Origin of the sequence: Streptomyces sp. NPDC058307 (assembly GCF_042880295.1) — a bacterium.
GTDB lineage: Bacteria > Actinomycetota > Actinomycetes > Streptomycetales > Streptomycetaceae > Streptomyces.
Window position 1 is genome coordinate 28,797 of the sequence record NZ_JBHVYZ010000041.1, and the last position, 15,981, is coordinate 44,777.

The window sequence follows — 15,981 nt, forward strand, 5'->3', positions numbered from 1 at the left end:
AGTTTACGGCGGGGCCCCGGCCCCACCCCCCCACCCCCGGGCCCCCAAACACCCCAACCCCGGCCTACCCGGGCGCCGACGTGGGCGCGCCCCCCGCGACGAAGGCCGCGAAGACACTCTTCGGCAAGATCAGCGAGCGCAAGAACCTGCTGCTCGTGATCGACCGTGCCGACGAGGCCGCGTGGCTGTCCGCCCGCAACCTGCCCCAGGTGCACATCCTGGAGCCGGGCCAGCTGAACACGTACGACGTTCTCGTCTCGGACGACGTGGTCTTCACCCAGGCCGCTTTCGAGTCCTTCGTGTCTGGCCCCAAGGCCGCTGACACCGAAGGGAGCGAAGCCTGATGGCTACGCGTCACCCGAGCATCGCCTCGAAGGCCGCCAAGGCCAAGAAGGTCGCGCGCGTCGCCAAGGCGCGCCGCCACGAGGCCGAGGGCAAGAACACCGTCGTCACTCCGGCGAGCAAGGCCTTCACGGACCACCGTGACGTCCTGCTGAAGCCGGTCGTGTCCGAGAAGAGCTACGCGCTTCTCGACGAGGGCAAGTACACGTTCATCGTGGCCCCCGGCGCCAACAAGACCCAGATCAAGCAGGCCGTCCAGGCGGTCTTCTCGGTCAAGGTCACCGGGGTGAACACGATCAACCGCCAGGGCAAGCGCAAGCGGACCCGCACCGGCTTCGGCAAGCGTGCCGACAGCAAGCGCGCGATCGTGACCCTTGCCGAGGGCGACCGTATCGACATCTTCGGCGGTCCGTCCGCGTAAGCGGGTCGGATCGTCCGATATCGGACGAGGACTGAGAAATGGGAATCCGCAAGTACAAGCCGACTACGCCGGGCCGTCGTGGCTCCAGCGTCGCCGACTTCGTCGAGGTCACGCGGTCCACGCCGGAGAAGTCGCTGGTTCGCCCCCTGCACAGCAAGGGCGGCCGTAACAATTCCGGTCGTGTGACCGTCCGCCACCAGGGTGGTGGCCACAAGCGCGCCTACCGAGTGATCGACTTCCGTCGTCACGACAAGGACGGCGTGCCGGCGAAGGTCGCGCACATCGAGTACGACCCCAACCGCACCGCGCGCATCGCGCTGCTGCACTACGCGGACGGCGAGAAGCGCTACATCCTCGCCCCGCGCAACCTGCAGCAGGGTGACCGCGTCGAGAACGGTCCCGGGGCCGACATCAAGCCGGGCAACAACCTGGCGCTCCGCAACATCCCGGTCGGTACCACGATCCACGCGATCGAGCTCCGTCCCGGTGGCGGCGCCAAGTTCGCCCGCTCCGCCGGTGCCTCCGTGCAGCTGCTGGCGAAGGAGGGCACGATGGCCCACCTTCGTATGCCCTCCGGTGAGATCCGCCTGGTCGACCAGCGCTGCCGCGCCACGGTCGGCGAGGTCGGCAATGCCGAGCAGAGCAACATCAACTGGGGTAAGGCCGGCCGCAAGCGCTGGCTGGGCGTCCGCCCGACCGTTCGCGGTGTGGCGATGAACCCGGTTGACCACCCCCACGGTGGTGGTGAGGGCAAGACCTCCGGTGGTCGCCACCCGGTCAGCCCCTGGGGTCAGAAGGAGGGTCGTACTCGTTCGCCGAAGAAGGCTTCGAACAAGTACATCGTCCGCCGCCGCAAGACGAACAAGAAGCGCTAGGAGCGGGTTTAGATGCCGCGCAGTCTCAAGAAGGGGCCCTTCGTCGACGACCACCTGATCAAGAAGGTGGACGCCCAGAACGAAGCCGGTTCCAAGAACGTCATCAAGACCTGGTCCCGTCGCTCGATGATCGTCCCGGCCATGCTCGGCCACACGATCGCGGTGCACAACGGCAAGACCCACATCCCGGTGTTCGTCACCGAGTCGATGGTCGGCCACAAGCTCGGCGAGTTCTCGCCGACGCGCACCTTCCGGGGTCACGTCAAGGACGACCGGAAGTCGAAGCGCCGCTAAACGCGGATCGCATTCAGACACGTAAGTAACTGAGAGGGACAACCATGGAAGCCAGGGCCCAGGCGCGGTACATCCGCGTTACGCCCATGAAGGCCCGCCGCGTGGTGGACCTTATCCGTGGCATGGACGCCACGGAGGCTCAGGCGGTCCTGCGATTCGCTCCGCAGGCCGCCTCCGTGCCCGTCGGCAAGGTGCTCGACAGCGCCATCGCCAACGCCGCACACAACTACGACCACACCGACGCCGGCAGCCTCGTCATCTCCGAGGCGTACGTCGACGAGGGTCCGACCCTGAAGCGGTTCCGGCCGCGCGCCCAGGGCCGTGCCTACCGGATCCGCAAGCGGACCAGCCACATCACCGTGGTCGTCAGCAGCAAGGAAGGAACCCGGTAATGGGCCAGAAGGTTAACCCGCATGGGTTCCGGCTCGGCATCACCACGGACTTCAAGTCCCGCTGGTACGCCGACAAGCTGTACAAGGACTACGTCAAGGAAGACGTCGCCATCCGTCGGATGATGACGTCCGGCATGGAGCGCGCCGGCATCTCGAAGGTGGAGATCGAGCGCACCCGTGACCGTGTGCGTGTGGACATCCACACCGCTCGTCCGGGCATCGTCATCGGCCGCCGTGGCGCCGAGGCCGACCGCATCCGCGGTGACCTCGAGAAGCTCACGGGCAAGCAGGTCCAGCTGAACATCCTCGAGGTCAAGAACCCCGAGACCGACGCTCAGCTGGTTGCCCAGGCCGTCGCCGAGCAGCTCTCCTCCCGCGTCTCCTTCCGTCGCGCCATGCGTAAGAGCATGCAGTCGGCGATGAAGGCCGGCGCCAAGGGCATCAAGATCCAGTGCGGTGGCCGCCTCGGCGGCGCCGAGATGTCCCGCTCGGAGTTCTACCGCGAGGGCCGCGTGCCCCTGCACACGCTCCGCGCGAACGTGGACTACGGCTTCTTCGAGGCCAAGACGACCTTCGGCCGCATCGGCGTGAAGGTCTGGATCTACAAGGGCGATGTCAAGAACATCGCCGAGGTCCGCGCCGAGAACGCTGCTGCCCGCGCCGGCAACCGCCCGGCCCGTGGTGGCGGCGGCGCCGACCGCCCGGCCCGTGGTGGCCGTGGTGGCGAGCGCGGCGGTCGCGGTCGTAAGCCGCAGACGGCTCCCGCTGCCGAGGCCCCCAAGACGGAGGCTTCTGCGGCTCCCGCTGCCGCTGCACCGGCTGAGAGCACCGGAACGGAGGCCTGACCGACATGCTGATCCCCCGTAGGGTCAAGCACCGCAAGCAGCACCACCCGAAGCGCCGTGGTCAGGCCAAGGGCGGTACGACGGTCTCGTTCGGCGAGTACGGCATTCAGGCCCTCACGCCGGCGTACGTGACCAACCGCCAGATCGAGGCGGCCCGTATCGCCATGACCCGCCACATCAAGCGTGGCGGCAAGGTCTGGATCAACATCTACCCGGACCGCCCGCTCACGAAGAAGCCTGCCGAGACCCGCATGGGTTCCGGTAAGGGTTCGCCGGAGTGGTGGATCGCGAACGTGCACCCGGGCCGGGTCATGTTCGAGCTGTCCTACCCCAACGAGAAGATCGCCCGTGAGGCCCTGACTCGCGCAGCCCACAAGCTGCCGATGAAGTGCCGGATCGTCAAGCGCGAGGCAGGTGAAGCGTGATGTCGGCCGGTACCAAGGCGTCCGAGCTGCGCGAACTGGGTGACGAGGAGCTTCTCAACAAGCTCCGCGAAGCCAAGGAAGAGCTGTTCAACCTCCGCTTCCAGGCGGCGACGGGTCAGCTCGAGAACCACGGTCGGCTCAAGGCCGTCCGTAAGGACATCGCGCGGATCTACACCCTGATGCGTGAGCGCGAGCTGGGCATCGAGACGGTGGAGAGCGCCTGATGAGTGAGAGCAACGTGACTGAGCAGACTGCAGAGGCCCGCGGCTTCCGCAAGACCCGTGAGGGTCTCGTCGTCAGCGACAAGATGGACAAGACCGTCGTCGTCGCCGTCGAGGACCGCGTCAAGCACGCGCTGTACGGCAAGGTCATCCGCCGTACCAACAAGCTCAAGGCGCACGACGAGCAGAACGCTGCCGGCGTCGGCGACCGGGTCCTCCTCGCGGAGACCCGCCCGCTGTCGGCGACCAAGCGTTGGCGCGTCGTCGAGATCCTCGAGAAGGCCAAGTAGGTAATTCCCGCAAGGGAATTCCAAACAAGTACGCCTGCGGGGATCATCCCGCAGGACAGTTCCGCCAGGCTCCGATGCGGGGTTGTGGAAACAACCCCGCGTCGGGGAACCGGCAGACAAACAGGAGATAGACGTGATCCAGCAGGAGTCGCGACTGCGTGTCGCCGACAACACTGGTGCGAAGGAAATCCTTTGCATCCGTGTGCTCGGTGGCTCCGGTCGCCGCTACGCGGGCATCGGTGACGTCATCGTCGCCACCGTCAAGGACGCGATCCCCGGTGGCAACGTGAAGAAGGGTGACGTCGTCAAGGCGGTCATCGTTCGCACCGTCAAGGAGCGCCGCCGTCCGGACGGCTCGTACATCCGCTTCGACGAGAACGCCGCCGTCATTCTGAAGAACGACGGCGACCCTCGCGGCACCCGTATCTTCGGCCCCGTCGGCCGTGAGCTGCGCGAGAAGAAGTTCATGAAGATCATCTCGCTCGCGCCGGAGGTGCTGTAAGCATGAAGATCAAGAAGGGCGACCTGGTCCAGGTCATCACCGGTAAGGACAAGGGCAAGCAGGGCAAGGTCATCGCGGCCTTCCCCCGCGAGGACCGGGTCCTGGTCGAGGGTGTCAACCGGGTCAAGAAGCACACCAAGGCCGGCCCGACCGCTCGCGGTTCGCAGGCCGGTGGCATCGTCACGACCGAGGCGCCGATCCACGTCTCCAACGTCCAGCTGGTCGTTGAGAAGGACGGCAACAAGGTCGTCACGCGTGTCGGTTACCGCTTCGACGACGAGGGCAACAAGATCCGCGTTGCCAAGCGGACGGGTGAGGACATCTGATGGCTACCACCACGACTCCGCGTCTCAAGACGAAGTACCGCGAGGAGATCGCGGGCAAGCTGCGTGACGAGTTCAAGTACGAGAACGTCATGCAGATCCCCGGCCTCGTCAAGATCGTGGTCAACATGGGTGTGGGCGACGCCGCCCGCGACTCCAAGCTGATCGACGGCGCGATTCGCGACCTCACCACGATCACCGGTCAGAAGCCGGCCGTCACCAAGGCCCGTAAGTCCATCGCGCAGTTCAAGCTGCGTGAGGGCCAGCCGATCGGTGCCCACGTCACGCTTCGTGGCGACCGCATGTGGGAGTTCCTGGACCGCACCCTGTCGCTCGCGCTGCCGCGCATCCGCGACTTCCGTGGTCTGTCCCCCAAGCAGTTCGACGGCCGTGGCAACTACACCTTCGGTCTCACGGAGCAGGTCATGTTCCACGAGATCGACCAGGACAAGATCGACCGTACCCGGGGCATGGACATCACCGTGGTCACCACGGCGACCAACGACGCTGAGGGCCGCGCGCTCCTTCGTCACCTCGGCTTCCCGTTCAAGGAGGCGTGAGCGAGATGGCGAAGAAGGCTCTGATTGCCAAGGCTGCTCGCAAGCCCAAGTTCGGTGTGCGTGGCTACACCCGCTGCCAGCGCTGCGGCCGTCCGCACTCCGTGTACCGCAAGTTCGGCCTGTGCCGCGTGTGCCTTCGTGAGATGGCTCACCGTGGCGAGCTGCCGGGCGTGACCAAGAGCTCCTGGTAGTCCCGTACTTCGGGACTGCAGGAACTCTCGGTAAGTAAAGGGCAGTGTCAGGTGCCCACCCCTTCATGGCTTAGGCTAGGAGGGTTGGGCGCCTGGACGCCCATACGACTTACTACGCCGTAGGTCCACCGCACCGCACCCGCCTCGTCTCGGATCGAGGAGAGGGATGGGCACCTGGAAACCCCGGCGAGAGAGGCCGAAGGCCAATTCATGACCATGACTGATCCGATCGCAGACATGCTTACGCGTCTGCGGAACGCGAACTCGGCGTACCACGACTCCGTGACGATGCCGGCGTCCAAGATCAAGTCTCACATCGCGGAGATCCTCCAGCAGGAGGGCTTCATCACGGGCTGGAAGGTCGAGGACGCCGAGGTCGGCAAGAACCTCGTTCTCGAGCTGAAGTTCGGCCCGAACCGTGAGCGCTCCATCGCGGGCATCAAGCGGATCTCCAAGCCCGGTCTCCGGGTTTACGCGAAGTCCACCAACCTGCCGAAGGTGCTCGGCGGCCTGGGCGTGGCGATCATCTCCACGTCGCACGGTCTCCTCACCGACAAGCAGGCCGGCAAGAAGGGCGTAGGCGGAGAAGTTCTCGCCTACGTCTGGTAGCGGAAAGGAATCGGAGGAAAAAGCTATGTCGCGTATTGGCAAGCTCCCCATCACGGTTCCCGCCGGCGTGGACGTCACCATCGACGGCCAGACGGTCTCGGTCAAGGGCCCCAAGGGCGAGTTGACCCACACCGTTGTGGCGCCGATCGAGATCGCCAAGGGTGAGGACGGCGTTCTGAACGTCACCCGCCCCAACGACGAGCGTCAGAGCAAGGCCCTGCACGGCCTGTCCCGCACGCTGGTGGCGAACATGATCACCGGCGTGACCCAGGGTTACGTGAAGAAGCTCGAGATCAGCGGTGTCGGTTACCGCGTTCAGGCCAAGGGATCGAACCTCGAGTTCGCTCTGGGCTACAGCCACCCGATCACCGTCGAGGCTCCCGAGGGCATCACCTTCAAGGTGGAGGCTCCTACCCGGTTCTCGGTCGAGGGCATCGACAAGCAGAAGGTCGGCGAGGTTGCGGCCAACATCCGCAAGCTGCGCAAGCCTGACCCGTACAAGGCCAAGGGCGTCAAGTACGAGGGCGAAGTCATCCGCCGCAAGGTCGGAAAGGCGGGTAAGTAAGCCATGGCATACGGACAGAAGATCCTGAAGGGCGACGCCTACAAGCGCGCCGCGATCAAGCGCCGTCACATCCGGATCCGCAAGCGCCTTTCCGGTACGGCGGAGCGTCCCCGTCTGGTCGTTACCCGCTCCAACCGCCACATCGTGGCCCAGGTGATCGACGACATCAAGGGTCACACCCTGGCGTCGGCGTCCACCCTGGACACCACGGTCCGCGGTGGCGAGGGCGACAAGTCCGCGCAGGCCAAGCAGGTCGGCGCCCTGGTCGCCGAGCGTGCGAAGGCTGCCGGTGTCGAAGCCGTCGTGTTCGACCGTGGTGGCAACCAGTACGCCGGGCGCATCGCCGCCCTGGCGGACGCCGCCCGCGAAGCCGGGCTCAAGTTCTGAGCCGCTCGTAGCTAGCGGAAAGAGAGAGGTAATCCAATGGCTGGACCCCAGCGCCGCGGTGGCGGTGCCGGTGGCGGCGAGCGGCGGGACCGTAAGGGTCGTGACGGTGGCGCAGCCGCCGCCGAGAAGACTGCTTACGTTGAGCGTGTCGTCGCGATCAACCGTGTCGCCAAGGTTGTGAAGGGTGGTCGTCGCTTCAGCTTCACTGCGCTCGTCGTAGTGGGCGACGGTGACGGCACCGTGGGTGTCGGTTACGGCAAGGCCAAGGAGGTGCCGGCCGCCATCGCCAAGGGTGTTGAGGAGGCCAAGAAGCACTTCTTCAAGGTCCCCCGTATCCAGGGCACCATCCCGCACCCGATCACGGGTGAGAAGGCGGCGGGCGTCGTCCTGCTCAAGCCGGCGTCCCCCGGTACCGGCGTTATCGCCGGTGGCCCGGTGCGTGCCGTGCTCGAGTGCGCCGGCGTTCACGACATCCTGTCGAAGTCGCTCGGTTCGTCGAACGCGATCAACATCGTGCACGCCACCGTGGCGGCCCTGAAGGGCCTGCAGCGTCCCGAGGAGATCGCGGCCCGCCGCGGTCTGCCCCTCGAGGACGTCGCTCCCGCGGCTCTGCTGCGTGCGCGTGCCGGGGCTGGTGCTGCGTAATGGCTCAGCTCAAGATCACGCAGACGAAGTCGTACATCGGCAGCAAGCAGAACCACCGTGACACCCTGCGTTCCCTTGGTCTCAAGGGCATCAACACGCAGGTCGTCAAGGAGGATCGTCCCGAGTTCCGCGGCATGGTGCACACCGTCCGCCACCTCGTGACGGTCGAGGAGGTCGACTGATCATGGCGGAGAACAACCCGCTCAAGATCCACAACCTCCGTCCCGCCCCGGGCGCCAAGACCGCCAAGACCCGTGTGGGTCGTGGTGAGGCGTCGAAGGGTAAGACGGCCGGTCGTGGTACCAAGGGTACGAAGGCCCGTTACCAGGTTCCGGAGCGCTTCGAGGGTGGCCAGATGCCCCTCCACATGCGTCTTCCGAAGCTGAAGGGCTTCAAGAACCCGTTCAAGACCGAGTTCCAGGTCGTGAACCTCGACAAGCTGGGCGCGCTGTACCCCGAGGGTGGCGAGGTCACCGTCGAGGACCTCGTGGCCAAGGGCGCCGTTCGCAAGAACAGCCTCGTCAAGGTCCTCGGCCAGGGCGAGATCTCCGTGGCGCTGCAGGTGACGGTCGACGCCGTCTCCGGCTCCGCCAAGGAGAAGATCACCGCCGCGGGCGGCACGGTCACCGAGCTCGTCTGAGCACGATGACCTGAAGCAGTACCCACCGGGGATACCTCACAACGAGGTATCCCCGGTTGGTCGTTCCACGGCAGGCGGCGGCCCGGGTAAGGTGGCCTGCACTGCTTACTCTCATATTCGTGAACCTCAAGACCGTCACCCTTGACGCTGTAGCGCGGGGGTCGCAGGAGGCACCGTGCTCACCGCGTTCGCCCGGGCGTTCAGGACGCCCGACCTGCGCAAGAAGCTGCTCTTCACGCTCGCCATCATCGTGGTGTACCGCGTGGGTACCCACATCCCGATCCCTGGCGTCAACTACACGGCTGTCCAGCAGTGTGTGACCGAGGCGTCCGGCAACCAGGGACTCTTCGGCCTGGTCAACATGTTCAGCGGTGGCGCGCTGCTGCAGATCACGATCTTCGCGCTCGGCATCATGCCGTACATCACGGCGAGCATCATTCTGCAGCTGCTGACCGTGGTGATCCCACGCCTGGAAGCCCTCAAGAAGGAGGGCCAGGCCGGCACGGCGAAGATCACGCAGTACACCCGTTACCTCACGGTGGCGCTCGCCATCCTGCAGGGCACGGGCCTGGTGGCCACCGCGCGCAGCGGCGCCCTGTTCTCCGGCTGCACCGTCGCGTCGAGCATCGTCCCGGACCGGGCGATCTTCACCACGATCGTCATGGTCATCACGATGACCGCCGGTACGGCCGTCGTCATGTGGCTCGGTGAGCTCATCACCGACCGCGGCATCGGCAACGGCATGTCGATCCTGATGTTCATCTCGATCGCCGCCACCTTCCCGTCCGCGCTGTGGGCCATCAAGAAGCAGGGCACCCTGGCCGGCGGCTGGATCGAGTTCGGCACCGTCATCGCGGTCGGCCTGGTCATGGTCGGCCTGGTGGTCTTCGTCGAGCAGGCCCAGCGCCGCATTCCGGTCCAGTACGCGAAGCGCATGATCGGCCGCCGTTCCTACGGCGGTACGTCGACGTACATCCCGCTGAAGGTCAACCAGGCCGGTGTGATTCCCGTCATTTTCGCCTCGTCGCTGCTCTACATCCCGGCGCTGGTGGCGCAGTTCTCGAACGGCAACTCGGCCTGGAAGGACTGGATCACCCAGAACCTGACCAAGGGTGATCACCCGATTTACATCGCTTCGTACTTCTTGCTCATCGTTTTCTTCGCGTTCTTCTATGTGGCGATCTCCTTCAACCCCGAGGAAGTCGCCGACAACATGAAGAAGTATGGTGGCTTCATCCCGGGCATCCGGGCTGGCCGACCGACCGCTGAGTACCTCTCGTACGTGCTCAACCGGATCACCTGGCCGGGTTCGCTGTATCTGGGTCTGATCGCTCTTGTACCGACAATGGCGTTGGTCGGCTTCAACGCAAGCGGGAACTTCCCCTTCGGCGGGACCAGCATCCTGATCATCGTGGGTGTGGGTCTCGAGACGGTGAAGCAGATCGAGAGCCAGCTCCAGCAGCGCAATTACGAAGGGTTCCTCCGCTGATGCGTATCGTCCTCGTCGGGCCGCCGGGCGCCGGTAAGGGAACGCAGGCCGCGTTCCTCGCCCAGAACCTGTCGATCCCGCACATCTCCACGGGCGACCTGTTCCGCGCCAACATCAGCCGGCAGACGGACCTCGGCAAACTCGCGAAGTCCTACATGGACGCGGGCAACCTGGTTCCGGACGAGGTCACCATCGGGATGGCCAAGGACCGCATGGAGCAGCCGGACGCCGAGAACGGCTTCCTGCTCGACGGCTTCCCGCGGAACGTCTCGCAGGCCGAGTCGCTCGACGAGATGCTGCAGCACGAGGGCATGAAGCTGGACGCGGTGCTGGACCTCGAGGTACCCGAGGAGGAGGTCGTCAAGCGCATCGCCGGCCGCCGCATCTGCCGCCACGACTCGGCGCACGTCTTCCACGTGTCGTACAAGGCGCCGAAGCAGGACGGCGTCTGTGACGTCTGCGGCGGCGAGCTGTACCAGCGGGACGACGACTCCGAGGAGACGGTCCGCAAGCGCCTGGAGGTCTACCACACCCAGACCGAGCCGATCATCGACTACTACAAGGCCCAGGGCCTGGTGGTCACGATCTCGGCGCTCGGCAAGGTGGAGGACGTCACCGGCCGCGCCATGGAGGCGCTCCAGCACGAGGGCGACGCCGCGTAGCGGTCTTCCCCAGCGGTTTTTCCCGTACGACAGCCGCGGTTCCCTTCCGAGGGGGCCGCGGCTGCTGTGTGGGTGCACGTATCGTTGAAGACGCCTTGTCGACGCCTTGTCGAAGGTGCCCCCGCAGGTTCCCCCGGTTTCAGAAAGGCTTCCGCCGCATGGTGCAGATCAAGACCCCCGAGCAGATCGCCAAGATGCGCGAGGCGGGGCTGGTCGTCGCCGCCATCCACGCGGCGACCCGAGAGGCCGCGGTGCCCGGGGCCACGACCAGGGACCTCGACCAGGTCGCGCGCAAGGTCCTGGCGGAGCACGACGCCAAGCCGAACTTCCTCGGCTACGGCGGCTTCCCGGCGACGATCTGCACCTCGGTGAACGAGGTCGTCGTCCACGGCATCCCGTCCGAGGAGGTCGTCCTCAAGGACGGCGACATCATCTCCATCGACTGCGGCGCGATCATCGACGGCTGGCACGGGGACGCGGCCTACACGGCGTTCGTCGGCTCGGGCCACGCCCCGGAACTGCTCGAGCTCTCCCGGGTGACGGAGGAGTCCATGTGGGCCGGCATCGCGGCGATGAAGCACGGCAACCGGCTCGTCGACGTCTCCAAGGCCATCGAGACGTACATCCGCCGCCAGCCGAAGCCGGGCGGCGGCCGCTACGGGATCATCGAGGACTACGGCGGCCACGGCATCGGCACCGAGATGCACATGGACCCGCACCTGCTGAACTACGTCGACCGGCGCCGGGGCAAGGGGCCGAAGCTGGTCACCGGGTTCTGCCTGGCGATCGAGCCGATGGTGTCCCTGGGCACACCGAAGACGGAGGTCCTGTCGGACGACTGGACGGTCATCACGACGGACGGCACATGGTCCTCCCACTGGGAGCACTCGGTGGCGCTGACGGACGAGGGACCGCTGGTCCTGACGGCTCCCGACGGAGGCAGGGCGAAGCTGGCGGAGCACGGCGTCACGGCCGCTCCCGACCCGCTCGCTTAACGATCTCCGTTCCGGGGCATCCTTCCTCGATTCGTGTTTCGGAGTGGCCTGACGTAGACTGACTCGTCGGCTCTCGTGCACCCGCATGTCCGCATGCGCCCTTCAGGGAAATGCAGGAGAACCGATCAAGGTAGTCGATTCGAAGGGCGAAGCGTGGCCAAGAAGCAAGGTGCCATCGAGATCGAGGGCACTGTCGTCGAGTCTCTTCCGAACGCCATGTTCAAGGTCGAGCTCCAGAACGGCCACCAGGTCCTGGCTCACATCAGCGGCAAGATGCGTATGCACTACATCCGTATCCTCCCTGACGACCGGGTCGTGGTGGAGTTGTCTCCGTACGACCTGACACGTGGCCGGATCGTCTACCGGTACAAGTAGATCTTGCCCGCATCCCGCTGCGGCGGGGTGGTGGCACTGACCCGGAGAACCTCAATCCCATGAAGGTCAAGCCGAGCGTCAAGAAGATCTGCGACAAGTGCAGGGTGATCCGCCGTCACGGCCGGGTCATGGTCATTTGCGAGAACCCGCGCCACAAGCAGCGCCAGGGCTGACGCAGGACCGAACCCTCTGCTCTCGCAGGGATTCGCGCGACGCAAGCTGAATTGTTCATACGCAGAACCCAGACGTACTCCGTCTGACACCCCCGGTTCGGAGGCCGGGGACCCAGTTCGTACCTGGTACGGCGGCTGGGAACCGGTTCTGTGGAAGACCTCCGAAGATCACCAGGAGCCATTGAAGTGGCACGCGTTTCCGGTGTTGACATCCCGCGCGAAAAGCGCGTGGAGGTCGCCCTGACCTATGTGTTCGGCATCGGCCGGACCCTTTCGCAGAAGACGCTGGCCGAGACCGGCGTCAACCCGAACACCCGCGTTCGCGACCTCTCCGAGGAGGAGCTCGTCGCGATTCGTGAGTACGTCGACAACAACCTCAAGACCGAGGGTGACCTTCGTCGCGAGGTCCAGGCCGACATCCGCCGCAAGGTCGAGATCGGCAGCTACCAGGGTCTGCGCCACCGCCGTGGACTGCCCGTCCGTGGTCAGCGCACCAGCACGAACGCTCGTACCCGCAAGGGCCCGCGTCGCGCCATCGCCGGCAAGAAGAAGCCGGGCAAGAAGTAGTCCTCAGCGGACAACGCTTCATCAGCGGTCTTCGCTGTAGGACCGACCACCTCCCCGTAGGAGTTTGTAGATGCCCCCCAAGGGTCGTCAGGGCGCTGCCAAGAAGGTGCGCCGCAAGGAAAAGAAGAACGTCGCTCATGGGCACGCCCACATCAAGAGCACGTTCAACAACACCATCGTCTCGATCACGGACCCCTCGGGCAACGTGATCTCCTGGGCCTCCGCCGGCCACGTCGGCTTCAAGGGCTCGCGCAAGTCGACCCCCTTCGCCGCGCAGATGGCCGCCGAGTCGGCCGCCCGCCGCGCGCAGGAGCACGGCATGCGCAAGGTGGACGTGTTCGTCAAGGGTCCCGGCTCCGGCCGTGAGACCGCGATCCGCTCCCTCCAGGCCACCGGCCTCGAGGTCGGCTCGATCCAGGACGTCACGCCGACCCCGCACAACGGCTGCCGTCCGCCGAAGCGCCGCCGCGTCTGACGTGTCGGCTCAGGGCAGCTCGCTGTCTTGAGGTTGCGGGCGGTACGGCTCTTCGGGGTGGTGCCGCCCGTACCCTTTGCAGTACCCCGCGTTTTCACCGGCGCGGGTCCGTCGGGCGTCAAATAGCGGGCGTCCACGAAAGAAGGATCTGATCCACACATGCTGATCGCTCAGCGTCCGTCACTGACCGAAGAGGTCGTCGACGAGTTCCGCTCCCGGTTCGTGATCGAGCCGCTGGAGCCGGGCTTCGGCTACACCCTCGGCAACTCCCTGCGCCGCACCCTCCTGTCGTCGATCCCCGGTGCCGCTGTCACCAGCATCCGCATCGACGGCGTCCTGCACGAGTTCACCACCGTGCCGGGCGTCAAGGAGGACGTCACCGACCTGATCCTCAACATCAAGCAGCTGGTCGTCTCCTCGGAGCACGACGAGCCGGTCGTGATGTACCTGCGCAAGCAGGGCCCGGGTCTGGTCACCGCCGCCGACATCGCGCCCCCGGCCGGTGTCGAGGTGCACAACCCCGACCTCGTCCTCGCCACGCTCAACGGCAAGGGCAAGCTGGAGATGGAGCTCACGGTCGAGCGTGGCCGCGGTTACGTCTCCGCCGTGCAGAACAAGCAGGTGGGCCAGGAGATCGGCCGTATTCCGGTCGACTCCATCTACAGCCCCGTGCTCAAGGTCACGTACAAGGTCGAGGCGACCCGTGTCGAGCAGCGCACCGACTTCGACAAGCTGATCGTCGACGTCGAGACCAAGCAGGCCATGCGTCCCCGTGACGCCATGGCGTCGGCCGGCAAGACCCTGGTCGAGCTGTTCGGTCTCGCCCGCGAGCTGAACATCGACGCCGAGGGCATCGACATGGGCCCGTCCCCCACGGACGCCGCCCTTGCCGCTGATCTCGCCCTGCCGATCGAGGAGCTCGAGCTCACCGTTCGGTCGTACAACTGCCTCAAGCGCGAGGGCATCCACTCCGTGGGTGAGCTCGTGGCGCGTTCCGAGGCCGACCTCCTGGACATCCGCAACTTCGGTGCGAAGTCCATCGACGAGGTCAAGGCGAAGCTGGCCGGCATGGGCCTGGCCCTGAAGGACAGCCCGCCCGGATTCGACCCGACCGCCGCCGCCGACGCCTTCGGCGCCGACGACGACGCGGACGCGGGTTTCGTGGAGACCGAGCAGTACTGATCGGTTGTTGCCGGTGAGCATCCGCTCGCCGGGTTCCTGACCCCGGTACCTGATACGGCCGGGGCAGATACCAAGGAGAAAGACATGCCGAAGCCCACCAAGGGTGCCCGTCTGGGCGGCAGCGCCGCGCACGAGAAGCTGCTCCTCGCGAACCTCGCGAAGAGCCTCTTCGAGCACGGCCGCATCACCACCACCGAGGCGAAGGCGCGCAAGCTGCGCCCGTACGCCGAGCGTCTGATCACCAAGGGCAAGAAGGGCGACCTTCACAACCGCCGTCAGGTGCTCCAGGTGATCACGGACAAGAGCATCGTGCACACGCTCTTCACCGAGATCGGCCCGCGCTACGAGAACCGTCCCGGTGGCTACACCCGCATCACCAAGATCGGTAACCGTCGTGGCGACAACGCGCCCATGGCCGTCATCGAGCTGGTCGAGGCGCTGACGGTCGCGCAGCAGGCGACGGGTGAGGCCGAGGCCGCCACCAAGCGTTCCGCCAAGGACGCCGAGGCTGCTCCGGCCGCCGAGGAGACCAAGGCCGACGAGGCCGAGGACGCCACCGAGGCTCCGGCCGAGGAGTCCAAGGACGCCTGACGCTTCCGCGTTCGTGACGGGTCCGCCCCTTCGGGGGCGGGCCCGTCTCGCGTTGCTGAGAGGATCCAGGGGTGAGTGACGAAGTACAGCCCGGTTACGTCCGTGTCCGTCTCGATCTTTCCTACGACGGCACCGACTTCTCCGGATGGGCCAAGCAGGCCGGCGGCCGGCGGACCGTACAGGGCGAGATCGAGGACGCGCTGCGCACGGTCACGCGGTCGAAGGACGTGACGTACGAGCTGACCGTGGCCGGACGGACCGATGCCGGGGTGCATGCGCGCGGGCAGGTGGCGCATGTGGATCTGCCGGAGGGCCTGTGGGAGGAGCATCGCGAGAAGCTGCTGAAGCGGCTGGCGGGGCGGTTGCCGAAGGACGTGCGGGTGTGGGGGGTCACGGAGGCGCCGGGGGGGTTCAACGCGCGGTTCGCCGCTCTGTGGCGGCGGTACATCTACCGGGTGGGGGACCGACCCGGTGGCGTGGATCCGCTGCTGCGCAACCATGTGCTGTGGCACGACTGGGAGTTGGACGTCGCGGTCATGGACGCCGCCGCCAAGTCCCTCGTCGGGGAGCATGACTTCGCGGCGTACGCGAAGAAGCGTGAGGGGGCGACGACGATCCGCGAGATCCTCGACTTCGGTGTGCGGCGGCGGACGGACGGGGTCGTCGAGATCGAGGTCCGGGCCGACGCTTTCTGTCACAACCAGGTGCGGTCGATGGTGGGCGCCCTGTTGTTCGTGGGAGACGGGCACCGCGGCGCGGAGTGGCCCCGGAAGGTGCTGGACGCGGGTGTCCGGGACAGTGCCGTCCATGTCGTACGGCCGCACGGGCTGACGCTGGAGGAAGTCGGTTACCCCGCGGACGAGTTGCTGGCGGCGCGGAGCAAGGAAGCGCGGAACCGGCGGTCGTTGCCGGCGGCCGTTGCTGACCGGCCGCCGGCGTAGGACC

General features: G+C 66.2%; 29 protein-coding genes. All 29 read left to right on the forward strand.

The genetic code is table 11. The features are described from left to right. Window positions 1–344, forward strand: a 344-nt coding sequence (gene rplD, locus ACFVYN_RS26700) for a 50S ribosomal protein L4 (protein ID WP_390002563.1), incomplete at its 5' end; no start/stop codon positions are given. After that, window positions 344–763, forward strand: coding sequence for a 50S ribosomal protein L23 (rplW, locus tag ACFVYN_RS26705; protein WP_352389238.1), 420 nt, complete (start codon window positions 344–346; stop codon window positions 761–763). The genes rplD and rplW, both read left to right, overlap by 1 nt. A 38-nt stretch (window positions 764–801) precedes the next feature. Continuing rightward, on the forward strand, window positions 802–1,638 hold the full coding sequence (gene rplB, locus ACFVYN_RS26710) for a 50S ribosomal protein L2 (RefSeq protein WP_384162215.1): 837 nt from the start codon (window positions 802–804) through the stop codon (window positions 1,636–1,638). Window positions 1,639–1,650: 12 nt separating this feature from the next. Beyond that, window positions 1,651–1,932, forward strand: a complete 282-nt coding sequence (gene rpsS / locus ACFVYN_RS26715) for a 30S ribosomal protein S19 (protein ID WP_007384069.1) — start codon at window positions 1,651–1,653, stop codon at window positions 1,930–1,932. Between the two features lie 44 nt (window positions 1,933–1,976). Continuing rightward, a complete protein-coding gene (gene rplV, locus ACFVYN_RS26720) occupies window positions 1,977–2,324 on the forward strand; it encodes a 50S ribosomal protein L22 (RefSeq protein ID WP_006604878.1) in 348 nt (115 codons plus the stop codon). Further along, complete coding sequence (gene rpsC / locus ACFVYN_RS26725) at window positions 2,324–3,169, forward strand: 30S ribosomal protein S3 (RefSeq protein ID WP_390002566.1); 846 nt, start codon at window positions 2,324–2,326, stop codon at window positions 3,167–3,169. The genes rplV and rpsC overlap by 1 nt, the downstream gene beginning before the upstream one ends. Window positions 3,170–3,174: 5 nt before the next feature. Next, the gene (gene rplP, locus ACFVYN_RS26730) at window positions 3,175–3,594 is read left to right on the forward strand and encodes a 50S ribosomal protein L16 (RefSeq protein WP_006140905.1); all 420 of its coding nucleotides are present in this window, start codon (window positions 3,175–3,177) and stop codon (window positions 3,592–3,594) included. Continuing rightward, entirely contained in the window at window positions 3,594–3,818 is a 225-nt protein-coding gene (rpmC, locus tag ACFVYN_RS26735) for a 50S ribosomal protein L29 (RefSeq protein WP_005481220.1), read from the forward strand. The genes rplP and rpmC overlap by 1 nt, the downstream gene beginning before the upstream one ends. Continuing rightward, the gene (gene rpsQ / locus ACFVYN_RS26740) at window positions 3,818–4,105 is read left to right on the forward strand and encodes a 30S ribosomal protein S17 (protein WP_007384073.1); all 288 of its coding nucleotides are present in this window, start codon (window positions 3,818–3,820) and stop codon (window positions 4,103–4,105) included. Before rpmC ends, rpsQ begins: the two co-directional genes overlap by 1 nt. 133 nt (window positions 4,106–4,238) lie before the next feature. Then, the gene (gene rplN, locus ACFVYN_RS26745; RefSeq protein WP_003998823.1) at window positions 4,239–4,607 is read left to right on the forward strand and encodes a 50S ribosomal protein L14; all 369 of its coding nucleotides are present in this window, start codon (window positions 4,239–4,241) and stop codon (window positions 4,605–4,607) included. Between the two features lie 2 nt (window positions 4,608–4,609). After that, window positions 4,610–4,933 (forward strand): 50S ribosomal protein L24, encoded by a 324-nt coding sequence (gene rplX, locus ACFVYN_RS26750; protein WP_003992365.1) that lies wholly within the window; start codon window positions 4,610–4,612, stop codon window positions 4,931–4,933. Beyond that, window positions 4,933–5,490 (forward strand): 50S ribosomal protein L5, encoded by a 558-nt coding sequence (gene rplE / locus ACFVYN_RS26755; protein WP_007384074.1) that lies wholly within the window; start codon window positions 4,933–4,935, stop codon window positions 5,488–5,490. Before rplX ends, rplE begins: the two co-directional genes overlap by 1 nt. A 5-nt stretch (window positions 5,491–5,495) precedes the next feature. Then, complete coding sequence (locus ACFVYN_RS26760) at window positions 5,496–5,681, forward strand: type Z 30S ribosomal protein S14 (RefSeq protein WP_003948630.1); 186 nt, start codon at window positions 5,496–5,498, stop codon at window positions 5,679–5,681. 210 nt (window positions 5,682–5,891) lie between these two features. Beyond that, window positions 5,892–6,290 carry a 30S ribosomal protein S8 gene (gene rpsH, locus ACFVYN_RS26765; protein ID WP_007384075.1) on the forward strand — a complete coding sequence of 133 codons (399 nt, stop codon included), beginning with the start codon at window positions 5,892–5,894 and terminating at the stop codon, window positions 6,288–6,290. Window positions 6,291–6,315: 25 nt separating this feature from the next. Then, complete coding sequence (gene rplF, locus ACFVYN_RS26770) at window positions 6,316–6,855, forward strand: 50S ribosomal protein L6 (RefSeq protein ID WP_352389236.1); 540 nt, start codon at window positions 6,316–6,318, stop codon at window positions 6,853–6,855. A gap of 3 nt (window positions 6,856–6,858) precedes the next feature. Further along, window positions 6,859–7,242: a 50S ribosomal protein L18 gene (gene rplR / locus ACFVYN_RS26775; protein ID WP_352389235.1), complete on the forward strand. Its 384-nt coding sequence runs from the start codon at window positions 6,859–6,861 to the stop codon at window positions 7,240–7,242. A gap of 36 nt (window positions 7,243–7,278) precedes the next feature. Then, window positions 7,279–7,887 carry a 30S ribosomal protein S5 gene (rpsE, locus tag ACFVYN_RS26780; RefSeq protein ID WP_007384078.1) on the forward strand — a complete coding sequence of 203 codons (609 nt, stop codon included), beginning with the start codon at window positions 7,279–7,281 and terminating at the stop codon, window positions 7,885–7,887. Beyond that, window positions 7,887–8,069, forward strand: coding sequence for a 50S ribosomal protein L30 (rpmD, locus tag ACFVYN_RS26785; RefSeq protein WP_005481207.1), 183 nt, complete (start codon window positions 7,887–7,889; stop codon window positions 8,067–8,069). Before rpsE ends, rpmD begins: the two co-directional genes overlap by 1 nt. Window positions 8,070–8,071: 2 nt before the next feature. Next, the gene (rplO, locus tag ACFVYN_RS26790) at window positions 8,072–8,527 is read left to right on the forward strand and encodes a 50S ribosomal protein L15 (protein WP_007384079.1); all 456 of its coding nucleotides are present in this window, start codon (window positions 8,072–8,074) and stop codon (window positions 8,525–8,527) included. A gap of 175 nt (window positions 8,528–8,702) precedes the next feature. Next, window positions 8,703–10,016 carry a preprotein translocase subunit SecY gene (gene secY, locus ACFVYN_RS26795; protein WP_390002570.1) on the forward strand — a complete coding sequence of 438 codons (1,314 nt, stop codon included), beginning with the start codon at window positions 8,703–8,705 and terminating at the stop codon, window positions 10,014–10,016. Next, window positions 10,016–10,678 carry an adenylate kinase gene (locus tag ACFVYN_RS26800; RefSeq protein WP_306977539.1) on the forward strand — a complete coding sequence of 221 codons (663 nt, stop codon included), beginning with the start codon at window positions 10,016–10,018 and terminating at the stop codon, window positions 10,676–10,678. The genes secY and ACFVYN_RS26800 overlap by 1 nt, the downstream gene beginning before the upstream one ends. Window positions 10,679–10,836: 158 nt before the next feature. After that, window positions 10,837–11,673, forward strand: coding sequence for a type I methionyl aminopeptidase (gene map / locus ACFVYN_RS26805; RefSeq protein WP_390002572.1), 837 nt, complete (start codon window positions 10,837–10,839; stop codon window positions 11,671–11,673). Between the two features lie 153 nt (window positions 11,674–11,826). Further along, window positions 11,827–12,048 (forward strand): translation initiation factor IF-1, encoded by a 222-nt coding sequence (gene infA, locus ACFVYN_RS26810; protein WP_003948620.1) that lies wholly within the window; start codon window positions 11,827–11,829, stop codon window positions 12,046–12,048. 59 nt (window positions 12,049–12,107) lie between these two features. Next, a complete protein-coding gene (gene rpmJ, locus ACFVYN_RS26815) occupies window positions 12,108–12,221 on the forward strand; it encodes a 50S ribosomal protein L36 (RefSeq protein ID WP_003998809.1) in 114 nt (37 codons plus the stop codon). 186 nt (window positions 12,222–12,407) lie between these two features. Continuing rightward, window positions 12,408–12,788 carry a 30S ribosomal protein S13 gene (gene rpsM, locus ACFVYN_RS26820; RefSeq protein WP_390002574.1) on the forward strand — a complete coding sequence of 127 codons (381 nt, stop codon included), beginning with the start codon at window positions 12,408–12,410 and terminating at the stop codon, window positions 12,786–12,788. A gap of 70 nt (window positions 12,789–12,858) precedes the next feature. After that, entirely contained in the window at window positions 12,859–13,263 is a 405-nt protein-coding gene (gene rpsK, locus ACFVYN_RS26825; protein ID WP_003956432.1) for a 30S ribosomal protein S11, read from the forward strand. Between the two features lie 159 nt (window positions 13,264–13,422). Further along, window positions 13,423–14,445: a DNA-directed RNA polymerase subunit alpha gene (locus tag ACFVYN_RS26830; RefSeq protein ID WP_003966937.1), complete on the forward strand. Its 1,023-nt coding sequence runs from the start codon at window positions 13,423–13,425 to the stop codon at window positions 14,443–14,445. A gap of 84 nt (window positions 14,446–14,529) precedes the next feature. Further along, the gene (gene rplQ / locus ACFVYN_RS26835; protein WP_390002576.1) at window positions 14,530–15,036 is read left to right on the forward strand and encodes a 50S ribosomal protein L17; all 507 of its coding nucleotides are present in this window, start codon (window positions 14,530–14,532) and stop codon (window positions 15,034–15,036) included. A gap of 71 nt (window positions 15,037–15,107) precedes the next feature. Further along, window positions 15,108–15,977 carry a tRNA pseudouridine(38-40) synthase TruA gene (gene truA, locus ACFVYN_RS26840; protein ID WP_390002578.1) on the forward strand — a complete coding sequence of 290 codons (870 nt, stop codon included), beginning with the start codon at window positions 15,108–15,110 and terminating at the stop codon, window positions 15,975–15,977. The last annotated feature ends 4 nt before the right edge of the window (window positions 15,978–15,981 follow it).